This is a genomic window from Bacteroides sp. 4_1_36 (assembly GCF_003466325.1).
GTDB classification, from domain to species: Bacteria; Bacteroidota; Bacteroidia; order Bacteroidales; family Bacteroidaceae; genus Bacteroides; species Bacteroides uniformis.
In genome coordinates, this window is sequence record NZ_QSOX01000004.1 from 227,752 (window position 1) to 248,725 (window position 20,974).

The 20,974-nt window shown below is 39.7% G+C and carries 18 protein-coding genes and 1 pseudogene; 5 read left to right on the top strand and 14 right to left on the bottom strand.

Annotated features, from left to right (window positions below; translation table 11 throughout):
- The 3 genes from DXD65_RS06650 (at position 1) to DXD65_RS06660 (ending at position 3,088) form a co-directional block, all read left to right on the top strand.
- Positions 1-1,428 (top strand): phospholipase D-like domain-containing protein, encoded by a 1,428-nt coding sequence (locus DXD65_RS06650; protein ID WP_117887446.1) that lies wholly within the window; start codon positions 1-3, stop codon positions 1,426-1,428.
- Positions 1,429-1,601: 173 nt separating this feature from the next.
- Positions 1,602-2,372 carry a metallophosphoesterase gene (locus tag DXD65_RS06655; protein WP_117887447.1) on the top strand — a complete coding sequence of 257 codons (771 nt, stop codon included), beginning with the start codon at positions 1,602-1,604 and terminating at the stop codon, positions 2,370-2,372.
- Positions 2,373-2,782: 410 nt separating this feature from the next.
- Entirely contained in the window at positions 2,783-3,088 is a 306-nt protein-coding gene (locus DXD65_RS06660; protein ID WP_004326370.1) for a helix-turn-helix domain-containing protein, read from the top strand.
- A gap of 58 nt (positions 3,089-3,146) precedes the next feature.
- Here the strand turns inward: DXD65_RS06660 and DXD65_RS06665 are convergent, their stop codons facing one another.
- The 13 genes and pseudogenes from DXD65_RS06665 to DXD65_RS06725 form a co-directional block, all read right to left on the bottom strand.
- On the bottom strand, positions 3,147-3,929 hold the full coding sequence (locus tag DXD65_RS06665; protein WP_117887448.1) for a PRTRC system ThiF family protein: 783 nt from the start codon (positions 3,927-3,929) through the stop codon (positions 3,147-3,149).
- Positions 3,926-4,627, bottom strand: coding sequence for a prokaryotic E2 ligase family D protein (locus DXD65_RS06670; protein WP_117887449.1), 702 nt, complete (start codon positions 4,625-4,627; stop codon positions 3,926-3,928). Before DXD65_RS06670 ends, DXD65_RS06665 begins: the two co-directional genes overlap by 4 nt.
- A gap of 5 nt (positions 4,628-4,632) precedes the next feature.
- On the bottom strand, positions 4,633-5,742 hold the full coding sequence (locus DXD65_RS06675; protein WP_117887450.1) for a peptidase: 1,110 nt from the start codon (positions 5,740-5,742) through the stop codon (positions 4,633-4,635).
- 36 nt (positions 5,743-5,778) lie between these two features.
- Complete coding sequence (locus tag DXD65_RS06680) at positions 5,779-6,000, bottom strand: PRTRC system protein C (RefSeq protein ID WP_004326366.1); 222 nt, start codon at positions 5,998-6,000, stop codon at positions 5,779-5,781.
- Between the two features lie 77 nt (positions 6,001-6,077).
- Positions 6,078-7,242: pseudogene (locus DXD65_RS06685) on the bottom strand (IS4 family transposase).
- A gap of 135 nt (positions 7,243-7,377) precedes the next feature.
- A complete protein-coding gene (locus DXD65_RS06690) occupies positions 7,378-8,400 on the bottom strand; it encodes a PRTRC system protein E (RefSeq protein WP_117887451.1) in 1,023 nt (340 codons plus the stop codon).
- An 18-nt stretch (positions 8,401-8,418) separates the two neighbouring features.
- Entirely contained in the window at positions 8,419-8,628 is a 210-nt protein-coding gene (locus DXD65_RS20915; protein WP_118121694.1) for a hypothetical protein, read from the bottom strand.
- Between the two features lie 18 nt (positions 8,629-8,646).
- Positions 8,647-8,862, bottom strand: coding sequence for a hypothetical protein (locus DXD65_RS06695; protein ID WP_117887452.1), 216 nt, complete (start codon positions 8,860-8,862; stop codon positions 8,647-8,649).
- 292 nt (positions 8,863-9,154) lie between these two features.
- Positions 9,155-10,924, bottom strand: coding sequence for a DNA topoisomerase (locus DXD65_RS06700; protein ID WP_117887453.1), 1,770 nt, complete (start codon positions 10,922-10,924; stop codon positions 9,155-9,157).
- 76 nt (positions 10,925-11,000) lie between these two features.
- Positions 11,001-11,261: a DUF4099 domain-containing protein gene (locus tag DXD65_RS06705; protein ID WP_117887454.1), complete on the bottom strand. Its 261-nt coding sequence runs from the start codon at positions 11,259-11,261 to the stop codon at positions 11,001-11,003.
- Between the two features lie 54 nt (positions 11,262-11,315).
- Positions 11,316-13,133: a DUF3945 domain-containing protein gene (locus DXD65_RS06710; RefSeq protein WP_087397549.1), complete on the bottom strand. Its 1,818-nt coding sequence runs from the start codon at positions 13,131-13,133 to the stop codon at positions 11,316-11,318.
- A gap of 639 nt (positions 13,134-13,772) precedes the next feature.
- On the bottom strand, positions 13,773-14,657 hold the full coding sequence (locus DXD65_RS06720) for a sensor histidine kinase (RefSeq protein WP_233556121.1): 885 nt from the start codon (positions 14,655-14,657) through the stop codon (positions 13,773-13,775).
- Positions 14,658-14,844: 187 nt separating this feature from the next.
- Complete coding sequence (locus tag DXD65_RS06725; RefSeq protein WP_117887457.1) at positions 14,845-16,179, bottom strand: sigma-54-dependent transcriptional regulator; 1,335 nt, start codon at positions 16,177-16,179, stop codon at positions 14,845-14,847.
- A 459-nt stretch (positions 16,180-16,638) separates the two neighbouring features.
- Between DXD65_RS06725 and DXD65_RS06730 the strand changes: the two genes are divergently transcribed.
- On the top strand, positions 16,639-17,778 hold the full coding sequence (locus tag DXD65_RS06730; protein ID WP_117887458.1) for a TolC family protein: 1,140 nt from the start codon (positions 16,639-16,641) through the stop codon (positions 17,776-17,778).
- Between the two features lie 638 nt (positions 17,779-18,416).
- On the opposite strand, the gene DXD65_RS06735 is transcribed toward DXD65_RS06730, so the two are convergent.
- On the bottom strand, positions 18,417-19,316 hold the full coding sequence (locus DXD65_RS06735; protein WP_117878887.1) for an Abi family protein: 900 nt from the start codon (positions 19,314-19,316) through the stop codon (positions 18,417-18,419).
- A 405-nt stretch (positions 19,317-19,721) separates the two neighbouring features.
- Here DXD65_RS06735 and DXD65_RS21215 point away from each other — a divergent pair, with 405 nt between their 5' ends.
- Positions 19,722-20,972: a hypothetical protein gene (locus tag DXD65_RS21215; RefSeq protein ID WP_233556122.1), complete on the top strand. Its 1,251-nt coding sequence runs from the start codon at positions 19,722-19,724 to the stop codon at positions 20,970-20,972.
- Positions 20,973-20,974 lie beyond the last annotated feature (2 nt).

Here is a 20,974-nt window from a genome sequence, read left to right on the forward strand (position 1 = left end):
ATGGAGCAACTGTTTAAGGAAGAGGATTTCTATAAAGATAATGGATGGCCATCAGAAAGGCTGGTTTATAGCAAGTATTTTCTTAATATTGTTGGGGATGATTATGATCAGTTTATCTTAGTTGTTAATGCAGAATATCCCTATATTAGGTTATCTCCCAAAAGAGGAAATTGTCAATTCCCTTGTGGAGGCTTTTCTGTAATTGCAACAGATGGAAATTTTGCAAGAAAGAGTGATACGGAAAGAGAAAAAGAGTGTCCAAAGATAGCATGGGGGGTTGCTGCTGTTTATCTTATAAATCTTCGATATGACCGAACCCAAGATGATTATGTTGAATTGAAAGAAAGAGATATTTTCATCAGAGACTATTACTGTAAGTACCTGAAGATGTATCTTGATAATCACAATGGGTTGAGATACTCGAAACTATCAACGGAGCAAAAGGAACTAGATTTTATAGCGGAGCATGAAGTTATAATTCGTGGGTTATGGGAAAGATCTACACCACTTACTAAGTATCCTGTATTATTTGAATATGCAAAAAATGCTGAAAAGGATTATGAAACATATTTAGCAAACCGTAAAAAAGAAATACAAAAAAAGGTGATTGAACCGGGGGCAATATTTGATGAGAAAAATAGTAAAAATCGTACAATTATTCAAAACGGTGATAAATCACTATATGTTGAGAATAATAATGGAACAATTATAATAGGAACTGATATGCATAAAAGAATGAATTTTAGTACTGAAATCCGAGAAACATTTGGTAAACAATATGTAAAGGTGTACTTTTTAGATGATTCTATTGCTAAGGATGCAAAGGAGGTTGTTGAAAGATTGAATGTTATAAAAACAGTTAATATAACTCCAAGTGCTAGTAAGGATCATCCTGGAAATACACTGACTGTTTATCCAAAATCGATGGTAGAAGCTGAAGATTGTGAAAAAGAAATGGTCGAAGCTTTGAATAGATTTTTTTCACGGGGGATTCTTGCAGATAAGAAACCTGTAAGAAATGATGCTTATTTCAATGATATAGCGGATAAAATAATCAAGGATCTTGATAAGGCTCGGGTGTCAATTCATGTATGTATGGCATGGTTTACGAATCAAAGTATAGCAGACAAATTAGTTGAAAAGCATAAGCAAGGGATTGATGTGAAGGTTATTTTCTATGATGATCATACGAATTCAAAGTTTGGAGTTAACATAGATGGAATACCATTTAAGGCCGTTCGTGGTTCACGAGGGGGAATAATGCACAATAAGTATTGTATTATTGATAATCAGGTTGTAATAACAGGTTCTTACAATTGGTCGAAGAATGCTGAAGACAAGAATGAGGAGAATGCTGCAGTGATGTATGATTATGACAGGGCTTCTGATTATTCAGTAGAATTTAGAAAAATGTTCGACTCGGAATAACGATGTTGCTGGTGGATAGACGCCAGTATTTGGGGTAATAGAGAATGCGAGATTTGTAATGAACCATGAATTCTTCGCAGTGGAAAAACTGGTATTATACACTCTTTTTTATCGTCTTAAATCTTACATTCGTATCATTAATAATCAGGTTGAACAATCAAAAACAACGTATAATGAGAATACAATACATGAGTGATCTGCACCTGGAATTTTCGGAGAATAGCATGTTTCTGAAACAAAATGAGATACCAGTAACTGGTGAGGTTCTGGTATTAGCCGGTGATATATTCTATCTGAAGGATAAGATTGCCCCACGGGCAAAGTTTTGGAAATGGGCATCTGAGAACTATAGGCAAGTCTTGATTGTTCCCGGTAACCATGAGTATTACAATTATTCGGATGTAATGGAGCGTGGCTTACAATGGAAATGGATGCTACGTAAAAACGTGGGATATTATCAAAATCAGGTCGTAAGTATAGACGATACCGATTTTGTTTTAAGTACGCTATGGTCGCGAATCAATCCGAGCGATGAGTATTTCGTGTGGAAAGGCATGAACGATTTCCGACAGATAAAATATAATGGGAAATTGCTCCAGACAGAAGAGTATAATGAGATGCACGAAGTTTGTATCAGTTTTATCCGGAAAAGTATCATGGAAAGTAAGGCAAGGCATATTATTGTTGTAACACATCATTTGCCTACCCTTCAGGTTGTAGCACCTTATCATAAAGGTTCTGTACTGAATAGTGCCTTTGCAAGTGAATATGGAAACTTGATCTGTGATAACCGGATTGATGCATGGATATATGGACATTCACATACAAATATTGACTCAGAGATTGGTGGTACTAAATTACTGTCCAATCAGATGGGATATATTTTTCAAAACGAGCATTTAGAGAATGGATTTGATTCTGGTAAATATATTGAAATAGGATGAAAATTTAACTACTAATCCATTCTTAAACTGTTTTCAGTAAAAAGTCAGGCTTTATATTTCATAGTTTGATGCATGAAATATAAAGCCTATTTTGTAAAGTATATTAAAGCTAAATGAATAGGAGGGGTATATAAAGCTATTAGTAAACCTCTTTTATAAGATTAGTTCTAAAGTATTATAAGTAGTCGTTATAGAAATGTAAACTTGGTAATAGCCATGCTTTAAATGGTTTACACTTTCGGTTTACAGCAGAAAATCAAGATGCTAATTTATATATCTGATTAACAGGTGTATACAAAATGTTTTTATTCTCTTTATCTGTTTGGCATGTTATTCTCACTATTATGAGTATATACTCTTGAGTGCGCACAACTGGAGTATCGATTTATTCACTTAATAATATTGGATTTATGTCATATATAGATAATGAGATACTCGAAAGACTTATAGGAACCATGGTAGAGGGATTTGCCCGCATTGAAAAGAAACTGGACCAGATGAACCGTCTGAAAGAATGTATGAATGGGGATAAACTGCTTGATAATGTGGATCTGGCAGAACTCCTTGGTGTGTCACAAAGAACTCTGGCACGTTACAGGCAAGAGGGCAAGATTAAATATTACTCGGTTGAAAAGAACGGGAAATCATTCTATCTCGCCTCGGAGATACAGAGTTTCCTGCTCCAACGTGGTAAGAACGTAGTAAATAATAAGTAGTAAATAGAATAAGTGACCGTATTCTGATGGAAAGATGATACATACGGTCACTTATGCATTATACCGGGATTGCGGTCACTTTCAATGTTTCCAGATTGACATAGACACCGCGATACAGTGTCTTTCCTTCCTTGAACATTTTCCAGAGCAGATCACATCCGATATGTGCCAGTGTGGAGTTAATGAACAGATCCTGTTTTTCCAGGGCTTCCGCCAGTGAACAGCTCGGCCCCGATTCATTTTCCTTGATTTTTGCATAGTCCACTTCCTCGGTGATGACATTCATTTTAGGCATGGGAATATATTCCTGTGAAGAAGGTTGGAGCACTTTCTCACGTACCGTCCCGATGATGACCTGTCCTTTTGTCTGGCTGTTCCCAAAATCCATCCAGTATATGGGAGCCGAATGGTCACTGAAGTTTTCTTTGCGGACTTTCTTCAGGAACTTCCAAAGTGTAAGACGTGAACGTATATTGTCCGTACAGGTAATGATGATATTTGCTGTGCTTTCTCCAGAAAAGTTCCTGGTGGGGAAGCATTGCGGTTCGGCAGTCCATGCGTATCCGAAGAAACGGTTGATGCGTGTGACTAGTGATACGGCCTTGTTCAGTCCCAGTTCCGTCTCACTGAAAAGCTGGCGTCCTATATTGGCCTGGCTTACTGTGTCGGGATCGAATACGGTGACATGCAGTCCGGGATGGCCCAATGCCTGAAGTGCCATGCTCATGCGTGCCAGATTGGTTATCACTTGTGAGCCGGTACCTCCGGCTCCGATGACGAATACCGTTACCGGATGACGCGGATTGAGCAGGTAGCGGTCGGTAAAATGTATCTTTTTCATGGAAGTATGTCTTTAAGTTTTTTATTCATGGGTTTGAGTTCGTTCATGTCGAACGGATTGTTTCTTATGTTCTCGGTGACGATGACAAGATTTGAAACGGTGGGATTGACATTTCCTCCTAGATGGGAGAATTCAGTCAGCCAGAACCGTTTTTCCCAGTATTCCAGCAGGGAAAGGAAAGTCGGGTTCTGTGGCTTTTCCAGAGAACTGCTGCCAAGGCAGACACTTGATCCGGTCACGTTGAAGAACGGGGCACGGAACAGTGGTGTCGTTTCCACCGGACGTTTCCCCTTGAAGGCGAACACGTCCATGCTTCCGTTTCTTACATGGTAGATAATCCCCGGAAGATTGAATGTACCGTCCTGTATATTGAGGTCTTTGTGAAAGAACATCTGTCTCTTTCCGGGCGGATTGTACCAGATATATTCTTCCTGTCCTTTTCTCGGATTGCAGGCTAACATGTTTTCAGGGACTCTGCCTGCCGGTATGCCGCTCATTTCCTCCGTATAGGATTCCAGCAGGGTATTCATGAATTCGTATGTGACGGGGATACCTGCCCCCATCTGTCCGCTTTTTCCGATGGGACGCAATTCTATGAAGTACCTGGTGTCAGAATTTCTTCTGTCTTCATACTTGTAGGCTATGATAGCCGCCTTCGGCACCATCATTTTTTGCATATTTTGGGTCAGTTCATTCATGATGCTTATAAATTATAGGTAACATGTTCTACAAATTTCTCAAACCATTTTGAGAACCGTTCCGGATAATTCTCTGGTCTGAACAGTTTTTCAGTTTCCGGTGTGATGAAGGTAAATGATACGGGAGTCTGGTTATATGTTTCCTGACAGTCAGTACTGAAACAGCTTTCCATGTCTTTGGTAACCGTATCCGTAATGGAATAGGTAAGCAGAATCTGATATTCGAGCGGTGGCGGTTCGAAATCCCTTTCCTTTTCGCTTGCATAGTCATAATCATAATTCAAGATATGAGGACTGTCTTTTGCAATCAGGGACATCCCTTCAGTAATCAGTTCCAAAAGTCTTTTTTCCTTATTGCTGGAAGGATTACAGTTGCGGATATGCTCTTCCAGATTCCTACAGAAAGCCCTGGAGTGCATCCGGCACAGTTTCCTGTGGATTTTCCCTTTCTCATATGACCTGAAAAGCTTTTCCTTTCTGTACAAATCCTTTTTCTCTTCCTCATCAAGCTGTTCAAAGTCCACATAATCGATACAGACTTCCGACATCTCAAAATAAGGGGTATCGGTTATATCCATCATCCTGTGATACTTGATGAACCGTCTGATGAACTCCAGTGCGATCCTTTTGATTTCACCTTTCAGTCTTTCTGTAAAATCTATCGGTATCAGGAACAGGGTGTAATCAGGCCATTCATGGAAATGATAGATACAGAACTGGAGCCTGTCACCGACAAGTTCCAGATTTACATGATGAGATACTATGGAATCCAGCGCATTATATAGCAGGCATATTTTTTCTCTTATGGAAGTCCTGCCTGTAGAATGGTATGGCAGCTCCACATCCAGAAGCTGCGCATACTTCATGGCTGAACGGTACAGGAAATCAAGATTCTCTTTGGTGGTGACATTTACCGTTACATCCCTGTCATTCTCAACATACAGATCGGGAGCGATGGAAGGTATTCTCGTGTTCAGAAAACCATGAGGCTTTCTGCGGGAGGGAGTCTTCTTTTCTTTCTGTTCCTGATGCCCCGGCTTATGTCCGTATTTTCGAGTTCCGATATGATAAGTCTGGCTAAATTTTCCAAAGCCCGTTCCGTAAGTTGTGTACATGGTTTCTCATTTTTACGTTGTCCTTTTTTCATGTCCTTACCCTTTCACTCCGATAGTTGTCTTGAATTCATATACCGCCCGGTCATCTTCGATTTCCGGTCCATGTACGGTCGCGGTGGTCAGTTCCGGATAGTTCATTGAATAGAAATCCATCACTTCAGCCGGAGACATGTTTACGTTCGGATCGTCCAGTACGATTTCCTGACTGTTCTTCTTCATCTTGAAGACTCTTTTCATTCCTTTAATTTCCAGTGCCATATTGTTTATAGTTTATTGGTTTTACAAGTCATTTATTTTTATCATTAGTGTCCCGTTAAAATCGAGACAAATTAATATTAATCAAACAATCCCGGAAAAAGGAAAGAATTGAGTTCTTTGACATTGTTGAAATTAGTCTTCTCAAACAGTTCTTTAAGGCATGTTTTGTCCGTAAGAGAAATGCTTAGAATTTGTAGAACTTCATATGTTGACCTTTTCAGCTGCATGTCATGTTGCACTATAGCAACAAGGCAATAACTGATAATGGCAGTACTGATTTGGATTCGAACAGCGTTCTCCGTAGTACCCCAAAACTTCTTAATTTTGAGGTGCTGCTTTAGCCATTTGAAGAACAACTCAACCTGCCAACGGTTTTTATACAGTTCGGCGATTTCAAGTGAAGTGAGATGAAAAGCATTGGTAAGAAAGACAAACTCTCTATCCTGACTTTCGTCTCTGTACTTCACTAAGCGCAACCGCTCAGGGTACTTCTGCCGAGTGATTATGTCGGTAAGTTCTATTACAGAATCGGTAAGTACATTCTTTGGCAATCTGCGTCTCCATCGGATGCATTTAAACTGTAGATTCTTCTTGGCTCTCACCACAAAGAAAGACTCGTGCAAATGTATCTTATATAGTTCTTTGAAGGCATTGTAACCGCGGTCAAACACATAGTAAGACCCTGGCTCATAAGGAATATACTTCATCGCTTTTGAATCGTGGACAGATGCTGTAGAGATATGGAAGTATGCTGGAACTTGTGTTTCCAAGTCATACAACACATGAGTTTTTACACCACCCTTCTTCTTACGAAACTTGGCCCACCAGAAGATAGACAGACATAAAGGTATTGTTGTAGAATCGAAAGCATACACATGCCCTTTCAACTTAAAAATATCTGTTGCCTGTTTCTTCCGAGCCTGTTCCATCATGAAGAATGCAAAGTCTTCAAAGATGCGATAATCTCGATTTTGGTTGGCTGAAGCAAATGTCGTTTTAGCAATAGGATTCCGTCCTATTCCAAGATGATAGCATTTGGTATGATGCGCTTCCAGCGCCACGACTACATCGCGTAAACTTTCACGATTACTAAGCTGACCAAACATCAGTGCAAGAAGTTGGTTCCAGCACGTGAATGACTTGACATTACCGATTGCCATTATATTTGTCAACCAAGTGACGAAACTTGTCTTTATCGAGAAATTCTACCAATTGGGCAAAGACATATTTGTTTTTGTTCATATGCAGTCTATCTTATAGACTACAATTTAGCAAATTCAAATCGTCGCACCTTAAAAATGCTTGTAAAAGACTATATTTCAATTATTTCAAAGACCAATTCCCATTTTTAACGGGACAGTAGTGTATTTTTATATATCAGCAGTATATCATTTCTACCTGTGCCTCGTCCTTCATTCGGTACTCAGCTGGAAAATCCGGATATTCCGCATACGGGTCCTCTCTTAGAAGCTCCCTGTCATTTTCGTCTTCCGGATCGAAGCAGAATGTATCATGGGCTGCCGGTGCAGTCTGGTATTCCCGTCCGTTTCCGTTCTGTACTTGTACCGTTCCGTTCGGTATATGTCCGTTTGTCGGTTGCCGTACCTGCTGCTGCGGATAGGGCTGCATTGTAGCTCCTTGTGGCATACCTGTTCCTTGCATCACGGGGCGGTTTGGAGTAGGTTGGATATATGCTCCGTTCGTTCCATATACCGGTTGAGGCATTTCCTGTGGAATCTGTTGTGGAGCAGGCTGCATGACAGGTTTAGGATTTATAGTATGGGTTTGTTGCTCCGGGAATATGCTTGTTTGCATACCGGGCTGTGGCTGACCGTTCATGCTGCCTTGTGGTTGGGGAATTACCGGCGCCGGTTCCTCTGTCATACCGAACAGACTTCCTTCGCTGGCCTGTTTCTGTACTTCCTGCATCTTTTCGTCAATCTCCTTCTGTTTTTCTGAAGGAGCCAGCACCCGTGCCTGTTTCAGCCATGTCATTGCTTCGGGGAACCTTTTTGCGGCAGTTGCATCATCAGCCTTCTTGAGGAGTTTTTCCATCTTTTCCCGTTTTTCCTTGGCTTCCTTTGATTCAGCCGGTACTGTTGGAGTTTTGGATGATTTGGCCTGTGATGTAGCCTTTTCTGCCTGTTTCTCGAAGTTTTCCGCATTGACAAGCAGTCCCTGTACCTTCTGTATCGGTTGTAGTATCGTCTGCAGGAAGCCCATATCCAGTTCTGCCGGTGTTCCGTTTACGACCAGTGGCACCATGTTTTGCCGCGTATCCTCTTTCAGGCTGTTCCGCCTTGGCATGACTGCCACACTCAGGCTGTTATCCACTTTACGGATATTGATATTCAGATCCGTACCTGCTGTAATCATCTGATAAATTGATTGAAAAAACATAATTGAAAAATTTTATGGTTATACATAAGTTTCCTTGAAGAATTCTTTCAGGACATTCTCTCTGTCAGGATTGCTGGAAATATCACGCAGAGATTCCAGATAGTAGCCGATGTTTTTAGGCTCATCAACTGTATTGGGCAGACGTCTTTTGACCGGTCTGATATGTTCGTTCTGTGGCCATACAGCCGGCATGACAGGAGCAGAAGATATACATGTACTTGTTTTCATATCTGTTGGTTTTATTGGTTAGAAAAACAGGAGTCCGACAATGAAAAAGATAAATGCTATCCTTACAATCAGTAGAAGAGCTCTGAAAAGAAATCCTATGATTCCTCCGGTGAGCAGGAGCATTGCAATCATACTTGTAGGCATGATACCTTTGTCTGTCAGCATAAGTATTCCGATAACCAGTACCAGGGTTACCACATGCTTGCTGATACTTTCGATAATCTGTAGTTTCATAATCCTTAATTTTATGAATGAATAATCCCATCGGGATGTGTTTTCCCGATTTTATAGGTCTCCGGCCTCTTGGATTGCCTTTTTGCGCAAGGCCTGGCAGGAAAAAATACCGGAGCGTAGCGAGGATGATTTTTTTCTGTCCAGCCAAGCCCTTGAGGGCAGCCTTGCGGCAAAAGGCAGGCAATCCAAGACCTTTGCCGCTTAAAAGCGGAAAAACAGATTCTTTTCTGTACGGATACAAAAAAATGCAGACCTTCCGGCCTGCATTCTTATGGTTATATTGATATGGATGTTATTCTTCTTTTGTGGAATAGGTGTTGAAAATGTCATCAGTCATTTCCTTGGCGAGAGTCCTGATCCTGTTCAGGAAGTCCTGTCCGGTTATCATTCCGCTTTCAAGTCCGGCCAGCTGTTTTTCCCAGTCTGCGGTGAGTGAAGTATCCGCAATTTTCTTTCCACGGATGGTTTCGTAGGTGAACATGCCTTTCGGGGTCGGAACGATATATTTCCCTGAATAACGGATATACCTACGGTTAACCAGTGTACGGATGATATTGGTACGTGAGGATACCGTGCCCAGTCCGTTCTGTTCCATGTATTCCACCAGTTCTGCATCCGTGAACGGATTTACCGGCAGCTGTTTCTTGTGCACCATGTTGCATCCGCATACATTCAGGGTATCACCTTTCTCCACTTCGGGGAGTTCTTTGACGGAATATCCCGATGTCGGAATCATGTCGGAATGCATGAACACGTCATGCCAGCCGGCTTCAATGATTCTTGTTTGTTCGGCCTTGAAATGTTGCGCCGCACAAACCGCTTCAACATTTGTCGTTTCTATGCGGCATGGAGCCATGAATGCTTCAAGCATCCTTCCAGCTACAAGTCTGTAAACCTGCATTTCCTTTTCGGACAGATTTCCGGGACGGATACCTGTAATGATGATGGCATGATGTACATTGGCTTTTTCTGCGTTTATTACGTGGCGGGACAAACTGGATATGTCAATACCTCCAGTTCCTTTAGCGGCAGGGAACAGCTCCCATGAAAGCAGACGCGCCATGATTGGTGAAAGCGAGTCAAACACATCCTCCGTCAGATAACGGCTGGAAGTCCTTGGGTAGGAAATCAGTTTCTTTTCATAAAGGGACTGTGCGATGTCATACACCTCTGATGCGGTAAAGCCATAGCGGATGTTCGCTTCCTTCTGAAGCTGTGTCAGGTCAAGCAGATCCGGTGGAAGTATTTCCTTAACGCTGTGGCTGATACCTGTAATCTGTGCCTGATGTGCCAGCTTGCAGTCCTGGAAAAACATTGTTGCGGATTCTTTGTCGGGAAGATCCTGTGTGCGGCGCATCTTGAAGAGGATGCCGTCCTTTTGCAGGCTGATGTAGATGGGCCAGCTGTCCGATGAAATATGGTTCTCCCTTTCACGGTAGCGTCTGCTGATGGCAGCCAGTACCGGTGTCTGCACCCGTCCGAGGGAATTGTTGCCGAGGCCCGTCGCCTTGCACATGGCATAGCTGGCGTTGATTCCGAGAATCCAGTCCGCCTTGTTGCGGCTGTCGGCAGCGAGGAACAGGCTGTCGTAACAGCTGTCCGGTTTCAGATTTTCCATGCCTTGACGTACAGACTCGTCAGTAAGAGAGGAAATCCACAGACGGAAGCAAGGCTGTGTACAGTTCAGGTATTGATAGACATAGCGGAATGTCATTTCCCCGTCACGGCTGGCATCGGTAGCCGCAATGATGGTGTCACATGCCTGAAACACCCTCTCGATTACTTTAAGCTGGAGCACGGCATCAATCTCCGGTATCCATCCGTTCTCGGTGCGTGTATGACGTACCATCAGTTCAAATTCGGATGGGATGAAAGGAAAATCATTCCGTTCCAGCTTCTGGGTTCCGTAGTCCTTCGGCATGGCTAGTGACAGCATGTTCCCGAAAGTCCACGTAACCATGTAGCCGTTTCCTTCCACATATCCGTTTCTTACTCTGGTTGCACCGATGATTCTTCCGATTTCTTTTCCTACACTTGGTTTGTCTGTTAATATGGCAATCATGATAAATTCTGTTTTTTATATCTTTCCATACGGTAAGTCCGTATGGAAAGAGAGATGATACATTATGGTTTCTTATTTATTCACCTGAAGGGTTGATACCGTTTACGCTGATGACCGGATTTCCATTCTCGTCTTCAATCAGACTGAGTGTGGCATCCATTGTAAGTGAAAATATAGGAGTCTTGATTTTAATGGACATGACATTGGTTTCCTCTCCCTGAAGGAGCAGGTCCATGTTTCCGTCCTTTTCAATTTGCGATCTGCTGATACCTACCGATTCCAGTTTTTCCCAGTCGATTTGTTCAGCCTTGTAGATATGATGATTGGTCTTGTTCATGTTCTTTCCTTTTTTTAGTAGTTGATGATTTGAATGATTTAAATCCCGTTCAGGTCAGACAGCCTGTTTTGCTCCCTTCTTCTGTTCCTGCTGTTGGGTATTGTCAGTCTGTGAAGCACGCTGTGAGGTATTACGACGTACATCCGGATTTTCCTGGAAATATTGCAGCTGTCCGGTGTTTGCGTTTACTTTCAGATAGGAATCGAACGGTTTGCCGTTGGGACCTTTCATACCCGTTACAAGGATGGCCTTTCCGTCCTGAAGATTTGCTCTTTCTTGTGCCGAAAGCAGGTGTCCGTAAACCTCAGCCGGGATGGTAGGTGCCTGCCGTTCATTGAAACCGTCCGGAGTTCTGGAATACTGTGGTCTTCCGCTTGCCAGGTCCAGCTTGACGAATGACGAGAATTCCTCACCTTTACGGTTGATCATGTTCTCAAGATAGATGGGCTGCCCTTTGCGTAACGCTTCCTTGTCCTCCGGTGTAAGTTGTACCGAACAGATTTCCTTTGGTATGTAGATTTCTCCCGTTTCCGGATTGTGGCGCGTATATTGGAGTCCGCCTGTAACCTTGTCCATGGTAACAAAGGAAGAAAACAGTTCGCCGTTCTTTCGTTTCATATCCTCTACAAGGATGGTGTGTCCTTCGTTCAACGCTTTGAGCTGCATGGGGGAAAGCGGCACACCGCCGAGTGTCTGCTGGTTGAAGGCCTGGTCTTTCGGGAAGATAAATTCGATGCCTCTTCTTTCCGCACTATATTGCAGATTGGCATTAAACTCTTTACCTTGATTGGACTTCATTCCCTCTACGAATATCTGTTCTCCGTTTTTCAGTTTCTGAATTTCATCCGGAGTCAGAGTAACACCTTTGATTTCATTCGGGATATAGACATGCTCCTGTCGTACGGCTACCAGTTCGTTGGTATTCTTGTCGATGGAAATCAGACATGGCTCTGTCGTGTTGCCACGCAGGTTAAGGTCAGCCACGCGTCCCATGTTTCCACTTTCACGCAGGTTTTTCTTGTCCTCTTCCGTGAAGATATGTCCGAAATAAGGACGGTCCAGTTCAGGTTCCTTTCTGATACCGTGGATGCCCAGCATGACCTGCCCGCCGTTGGATATGAACGAAAGGCGTGCATCAAGCTTTGCGGTCAGTACCCCAGGAATGTTGAGTGTCAGCGGCATAGTTCTGTTGGTCTTGTATCCTTTCAGCATGCTGTCAAGCTGTCCGGACTGCTCCAGCATTTCCTTGGATATGCCGAACTTACCCAGTTCCTCCCAGTTAATCATATTCTCGTTATAGCGGTACGTGGGTGTCTGTTGGCGTTGCGGTTCCTGCTGTTCGCGCCCCTGTGCGGCAGCTTCCACCTGTGATACCTGTTCAGGCTGAGCCTGCGTTGTCTGTTCCTGCTTCTTTGCCATTGTTGTTTCCTCCTCTTTTGTTTGACTGTTTTTCTGATTGTTTACTTTCGGTACGATTTCATAGCGTTTTAGAAACTCCTTTACCGCGTCTGTTTTCTTGCCTTCGGCCAGGTCCTTGAGAGCCTGTTTGTTCTGCTTGTAATCATTGAAGGTCATACGGATAAGCCTGAAATGGGTGGGCTCCTTCAGCTGGCTCCAAAAATTCTTGATGAAGTTTTCGAGAATACTCGAATTCTTGTCGAATTTCAGGAATGAGTTCTCATTCTTCTCCTCCGGTGCAACCGTCTGATAATTACCTTTCTCGTCTGCCTTGCTGACCACTCCCAAACCCTCCTTGGGGTCGTTCTTGTTATGTACCAGCAGAAGCTCGTCAATTTGTTCCACATAAGGCTTTTCCGGTTTCTTTGTCCGGCCTTGCCTTTTTTCCTTGTCAGGACTGTTTTCTTGTGCCATAATCTTTTGTTTTGAGTGACTACTTGATTTGTTTCACAGTCCAAATGTAAGACGATAAACTGAGTAAACAATTGATTTACAAATAGATGATATTAGATGTCATCAGGTGTCATCAAATGTCACACGAAGGACAGGAAAGAACGGGAACAGAGGAAAAAAAGAAAAAAGAATTGGATGTAGGAGTAAAAACATAGCGAAGCCACCTGACTATGCAGATCGGAGGGAGCTGAAATCCCTGTCTTATTTTGGGAGTTGATAGGCAGGCTATGTTTTGTTATTGAGGAAGGTGGATTTTCTCAGTATTTGTGAGGTCATATATGGAATATAAGGATAGCCGCCTTTGATTTACGGCTATGCGTCACGTCGGTCGCAGTTAATCCCTGTAATCTTTCCTTTAATTCTAATCCGTTTGCCGCCGCATTCTTTTTCAGGTGAATTTTCATGGCGATAGCCATAAAGAAAATTCTCCTGAAAAAAGGGATAAATGCGGCTGGCAAATCAGGATTGGGATTTATCTTTGATGGAAGGGATAACTGAGATATTAGTACTATTGTGCAATATAGTTTTTCACAAAAAATATATTTGGCACTGAGCCTTTTTAATATTTGTATTCTTATAATTGTTAATTTATTTTACATGTTAAATATACTTTGGGTTATAGTTTAATGGTAAAGAGATTGTAAATGAGGTTTCATGAAAAGGTTGAGATTTTACAGATAACTCCCCACCATGCATACGTATAATTTGTCTGGAAAGACTTAGCCCTATACCCGTTCCATCCTTTTTTGTTGTAAAAAAAGGAATAAAAATATCTTCAAGCAAATTAGATGGGATACCAGAACCATTGTCTGTTATTTTTATAAATAGAATCATTTCTTGAATATATACTTTAATGTGTATTTCTCTTTCAGATTGCTCTGTTAGCGCTTGTATGGAGTTTTTTAATAGATTTATTAAAACTTGCGATAACATATTTTCATCTGCATAAATTTGTATTTGCGGTTGAAAAAAGTCTGTAGAAAACCTTATCTGTTGTTGCTGTAAAATTTCTTGATATAATATTTGAATGTTTTCTATCAAATCTGTTAAGGAGAAATATTTAAATTCAGGTTGCTTTAATCCTGAATATTGTCTATATGATTCTGTAAAATAAATCAAATTTTCTCCTTGGCTTTTAATGGTCTCTAATCCACGTATTGTTTTTTCAATAGTAAGTTCTGTAATATCTTTTGTACTTTTTGAAACGTGTTTAATCTGAAAATAAGAAAGAAGGGTTTCTGAGAGTGAAACAATTGGAGTGATAGAATTCATTATTTCATGGGTTAATACTCGCATAAGTTTTTCCCAAGATTCATATTCTTTTTGATGTAATTTACGCTCGAACTCGATCTTTTTATGTTCTGACATTAAAGTATATACTCTATTAAAAGATGCATATAAATATCGTTGTTCTTTGGATCCAATATTTTCTGGAAAGTAAAGCATGGATTCATTATCTTCTATAGAATCAAAAAAAAATTTCATTTTCCGATTATAAGAATTCAGGTAATAAACAAGTCTTCCAATAAGGCCAAAAGCTATTAGAATCGTAATTGTTCCTAGTATTATAGCTTTTCTTGAAATAATACCTATAAGTCCAAGTCCAAGTGTAAAGACTATGAGTAATACAAATAAAAGGATGTGTATGTATAAACGAGTGCTAAACATTTAATTAAAAATTGAAACGTGTTAATTTGTTATATAATGTTTGTCTACTGATACCTAATTGTTCTGCAGTTGCTGTTAAATTTCCCGAATTTTGAGATATAGCTGCTAAAATAGCTTTTCTTTCTACTTCTTTTAAATTAGGAACTCTATCAAAAGAAAATGTATTATCTAAATGTATAGATATATCGGATGGTTTTATTATCTCTTTTTCTGCTAAGATCACAACTTTTTCAATGGTATATTGTAATTCTCTAATATTTCCGGGCCAATTATGACTTTCCAGCTTTTGTATAGTTTTTGGATGTAAGGATAGTCCTGTCCGTTTATACAAATTAGCGTATTTTTTTAAGAAATATTCTGCAAATGTCGCTATGTCTTCTTTACGGTGTCGTAAAGGAGGAATTTCTATTTGTATAGTGTTTATACGGTAAAATAAATCCTCACGAAAATGAGCTTGCTTTACCATTTCAAGTAAATTTCGATTAGTGGCGGCAATTAATCGTATATCAATTGGAATCTTTTTATTACTGCCAAGTCGGGTTATTTCCCTATTCTGTAAAGCAACTAATAACTTTGCTTGCAATCCTAAAGATAAGTTCCCAATTTCATCAAGAAAAAGTGTACTTCCATTTGCCGCTTCAAATTTACCAATTCTACTTTCGTGTGCATCTGTAAAAGCACCTTTTTCATGTCCAAACAATTCACTTTCAAATAATGTTTCACTGATAGATCCCATATCAATATTAAACATTTCATACTGACTGCGAAGAGACAAACGATGAATCTCTCGAGCTAATACTTCTTTGCCTGTACCATTTTCACCAAAAATTAAGATGTTTGCATCTGTTTTGGCTACTTTAGTTACAAGTCTTATTATTTTCATCATCGCTGGAGAATGGCCAATAATCATTCCTGGTTCACTAGCTCCTTTAATAGAATTAGCAGGTAATTTATGTTTTGCTTCTTGTAATGTAGTTCTTATTTTTTTTATCAAGTTGTCATTATTCCAAGGTTTTAATACAAAATCTGCTGCTCCACTTTTTAATGATTTTACAGCAAGATCAATATCTCCATAAGCCGTTAGCATAATAACTGGTAATTCAGGTCTAATTTCATGTATGCGCTGGAGCCAAAACAAGCCTTCATTACCTGTATTAAAACCAACAGAAAAATTCATATCTAAAATGACTAAATCAATTATGAATTCATCTAAAATAGAAAATATCTTATTGGGATCAGATACAGTCTCTATTTTCTCAAATTCTCTTTCCAAGAGAAGCTCTAGAGAAGTTAATACGCTTTTGTTGTCATCGACAATTAGAATAGTACCAGTTTGCATATGTTCTTTTTTTAAAGGTAAAAATACCTGTTTTACAGATGTCGAACAAAAAAACGCCTAAATATTTGACACTTCAGAAATTTTATTTATGCCCCTTTCTTAATTTTTATAATTATAATGATGTTTTGGTGGAAGGATAACTAAAATAACACAAGTGGAATTATTCTTTGTGTACAAGAATTGTTTCTTGAGAAAAGACTAAATCAAAAATCCTATAATAAATATAAGTTTTTAACTGAAATTCAATCAAAATGTAAGTTTTCTGGGATTTGTGGAGTTTAAGATAAGAGCGATATGTACATACATCATTTTAGTGTCAAAAAGATAGACGTTTATACGTCAACAAATTGGACGTTTAATTTTGTTTTAATTTTATAAATACTTAATTATCAATGTATTAAATTAATGGCACGCAATTTGTATCATATAATGCAAATAGAATAATACAAAGTAACCGATATGAGTTTTGAAACATCTATTAGGCAATGTTTATTGATTTTTTTATCGATTTGTTATTTCGCTTTGCCTGAAATTAGTAATGCGCAATCCGAATGGACCGAATCTGAATGTATGCGATATGCAATTGAGCATAATTTACGGATACAAAATAAGAAATTGGATACTAAAATTGCCAATACAGATATTATAGCTGCTTATGGTAATTTTTTACCTTCAATTAGTACTGTCAGTGTATTGGGAAAGCAATTTGGACATTCCATAGATCCATTAACCAACCAATATACTTCTGAGTCTTTTTTAGAAAATACAATCGGGCTAAATATTTCTCTTCCAGTATTTGAAGGCTTTTCGCGTATTGATAAATTGTTGTTTTATAAAATGAACAAAAAAATTAATGTGTTGTCAAGTAAAGTGGAAGAAAATAATTTGGCTTTTGAAGTTTTAGAAGCATTTTATCGTTATTCTTTCGATAAAGAAATGCACAAACTTGCAGTTGAACAACGGAAACTAAGTGAATATTATTGCAGGCAGATGATAGAATATGTTGATTTAGGAATACGTTCCCTTTCCGACTTACAAGAAGTAAAAGCGCGCTTACAATCCGATGTTTATCAAGAAACGGTGAAATCTAATAATTGCAATCTTTCTCTATTAACTCTGAAAGAACTTATGAACATTAAAGAAACTGATACATTGTCTATTGTCATCACAGAGAGTAGGATGGATATAACTGACAGTCTTTTAAACTTAAATGAACTATATTCCATTTCCGAATTAACTCTTCCAGAATATCATATTATGAATATGAAAGAAAAAGCTTCTCGTAAACTATGGTCTATGGCAAAAAGAGTTTTTTACCCTTCAATTCGTCTGGAATTTAATTTAAATACTGGATATTATAATACGGCAAAAAATGAATCTGGTGATATTATCTCCTATCGAGAACAATTAAATAATAATATGAATAGGTATATTGGAATATGCGTATCTTTACCGATATTCAATGGGTTATCTCGTTTAGAGAATATAAGAAAAGAAAAACTTCGTTTGCAGCAAATACAGAATGAAAATGAACAACAACGTTTATCATTATATAAACAAATACATAATACGTATTTGCAACCAGTTATTGCTCAATAGTTTGTGAGTAATAAGTCAGAAATATGGTCGTAAACTTTAACTGTACATTCTAAAGGGTGAAGATTTAACGCTTTTATTGTTTCTTAACTTGGCTGGAGTGCTAAATTGGGCGTTTTCTTCTCTTTTCGGTGCAATTTGCTTTCTGTTATTCCACTTCTATTTTGGCTTACTCCTAAGCCTCTACAAAGGTACGATATTTTGTTGGATATTCGCCCACTCCATTATCATTTGTAGATTCAGTTACGTGTTGCACAGCGATGTGTCAATAACTCAACTACGCAAAAGGAGGCGAGGGAATGGAAAAGAGGAATCTATTATTTTGGAGGGAGTGCAGTCTTCCGCTTGCCCAATTTATTCCTACTAAATAATATCCTCTCTGAAATAAAATAATAGGCTCTCAAATCAAAAAACTCTTGTTTGAGTTGATTTTTCTACTATTTCGTCAGTCGTTTGTCTCCGTTGCCGGATGCAGGATTAAGCCAAGCCGATGAATGGGGAAAGGTTTTGGGGCTGTTTACTCTCCGAAGGAGGAAGAAACTACGCCAAACGGTTTACGGCTTGACCTTTCCATATTCAATGAGGCTAGCTACCTTTGCATCCGACATAAGGGGATAAACGGCTATATGTGGAGTAAAGATTCATCGCCATAAAGGTTCTTGCTCCCAGTTATGAGGAAAGCCTAATAATTGAGTCTTGACAGATGGATGCTTTGCCAATAGTTGTTTAAAGTCGGGAACGAAGGTATTATAAGGAGCAACAGAGTTTAGCCAATATACAACATAACAAAGTTGAGGATATAAGACTTGCTCTCGAAACGAGAAGTCAGTAATCCAAGTATGAGGCATACGTTCCGGCATCATAGGCTTTACAGGGAACACTCGGTTTGATAGTCTTGAATGATGGGCGCAGCAGTTGCGAAGTACGGCAAGGCACTCTAACCAGCTTCTCAGAAATTTGTGGTGATTTAAGCCGAACTCTCTCGCCACAGCATGTTTTGCGGTAGCATTCGAGAAATTAGAATAGAGTTTTGATAGTGTACCCATTGAGATGACTTCCAATGTTTTCCACACAGGAGGCAAGTCAGGTTCACTATATTTACGGAAATGCTCAGTGATAAAATCATCGTGAGAGCGAGAAACCTCCTTACGGATTACGGACAAGTTTGCATCAAAACGAGTTCTATTGGTCGCATAACTTTCGTCCATAAACCAAAATGCTCCAAACTCCAACGCGAAATGCTTGATTATTTTAGTGCGCACAGAAACTTCTATCATTTGGATTGCAGTAAACAACAATGCTCTAAGTTCCTTATCAAAAGAATAAAGGTCTATGATGTCCGCAAAGTGGCTACCTACTCTAAATTGGTGCGTAATGCGATTTGCTTCAAAATGTCGCCAATAACCAGCAAGACGAAAGTAACTGATGTTGTCTAGGATTTCAATCGCTTGTTCAACATTATCAATGAGCAAGCCTCTCTCCCTGAGAATATCAATTTGCTGCTCTGTGGTTATGGCTTGGTTTGTATATCTGACTCCCATAAATAAAAATGTCCCGCTGGGTACGCTAATCTTACGGGAAGCGGGCGGGATTTGTTACTGCAAAGGTAATGCTTTATTTTTAAATCCACAAGAATGTTGCGAAATATATGCGAACTTTTTTCTTTGACTACCGTGAATCTCAGATAATTTGAGTACTTTTGTAGTCGGATTTGGGTAACCATTTCCAGACATTTGAAATAAAGGAGCGTTATGCTACTCTTGTAAGTGCGAAGCCTGAGAAACTAAAACACGAAATCAACAAGAATTGGCATGGCAGTTCCCACGTTATAGCGTGGGCTGCTTAACCATATCTGTTGATTAAGGTTTTCTCAGGGCCTGCACTTAAAGACGTGGTTATTGGCAGTACCACGCTTCTCGTTTTCAATAACTATAAAAATAACAATTATGTGGCCATTTGGTTATTTCAAGAAGAAACGAGAAAAAGAAGAACAAATGCGCAGACGAGAGGAAGAAAATGCTCATTTGCAAAAACTGGAACAGGAACGTATTGTCCGAGAACGTGAAAGACGTTTGGAAGAGAATCGAAAAAAAGAAGAACAACGTAAGGTTGAAATTGAGAACAGAAACTCATTTTATCCTTTTACGTTCAAGTCCGATTGTCATCAACGTTACGAATCAAACATCCCCGTTCAAGGGCTTCAGCAATGTGGACGAACTGTCAGTGTAATCAATAATACGAATGGATGCCCTGGGTATCGGCTTGAGGCTGGTGTTGGCTATATTGTAAAAATATATAATGACGACTTGGGCAAACCTAATATGTCTGACAAGCCAATGAAACTTATTCGGAAAACAAACGAAATGGCAGAATTTCGAGGTTTCCCAATAGAAGCACAAACTCCATTTGGGTGGCAAGAGATTGACTACAGCGATTATGGCCTCACCATTTACTATAAAAATAGCAATGTCTGCAAATGCGTGCTGCACATGTATGATCGTGGCGTGGATTTGGAGTACAGAAAAGAATCTGCGAGCACAAATTCGCCAGCTTCCGCTAGTCAAGAAAAATCAATTGCAGAAAAATATGTAGAAGAAGCCTTTACGCAAATTAAAATGGGGAAGGATGGTGATAGTGTGTACCATCCTTTATATAAAGCGTGGAGAGCAATGCAAGCAGATCCTGCATGTATAAAAAAGATTCATAACAAGAGAGAGGCAGGCAATGGCTTACTGGTATTCTTATCGTATGGGACAATAAGGGACATTGACGACCGACAGCAAATCATCAGTCTATCATATTTAATGCTTAGCGAGGAAATAGAGATTAATCCCAATAGCTTGAACACGATTAAAAACCGTATTCTATCTATGACGATAGATCGTGAAGCATTCCAATATACCGTTTCTGCCGCCATAGGTACAAATGCCGCCTTTGATTTTATGGGATTCTCTCAGTTTGAATCTAGGGATGCAGCTCTAAAAATGCTGTACAAGGATTTGACACTATCGCCTGTTTTCAAGAATCTTCCTGACTTTGCTGAAATGCTAAACGATTTGGAGATGAAGATTAGCAACGACTTTTTTGGTGGTCATGAGACCCCAGACTCCATAAAAGCCCAAGGTGAAACTAACCATTCAAAAGTGCTCTCGTATCTTCGTGAAAAGGTTTATGAAGAAGAGTGTCTTGATTTCTAGCT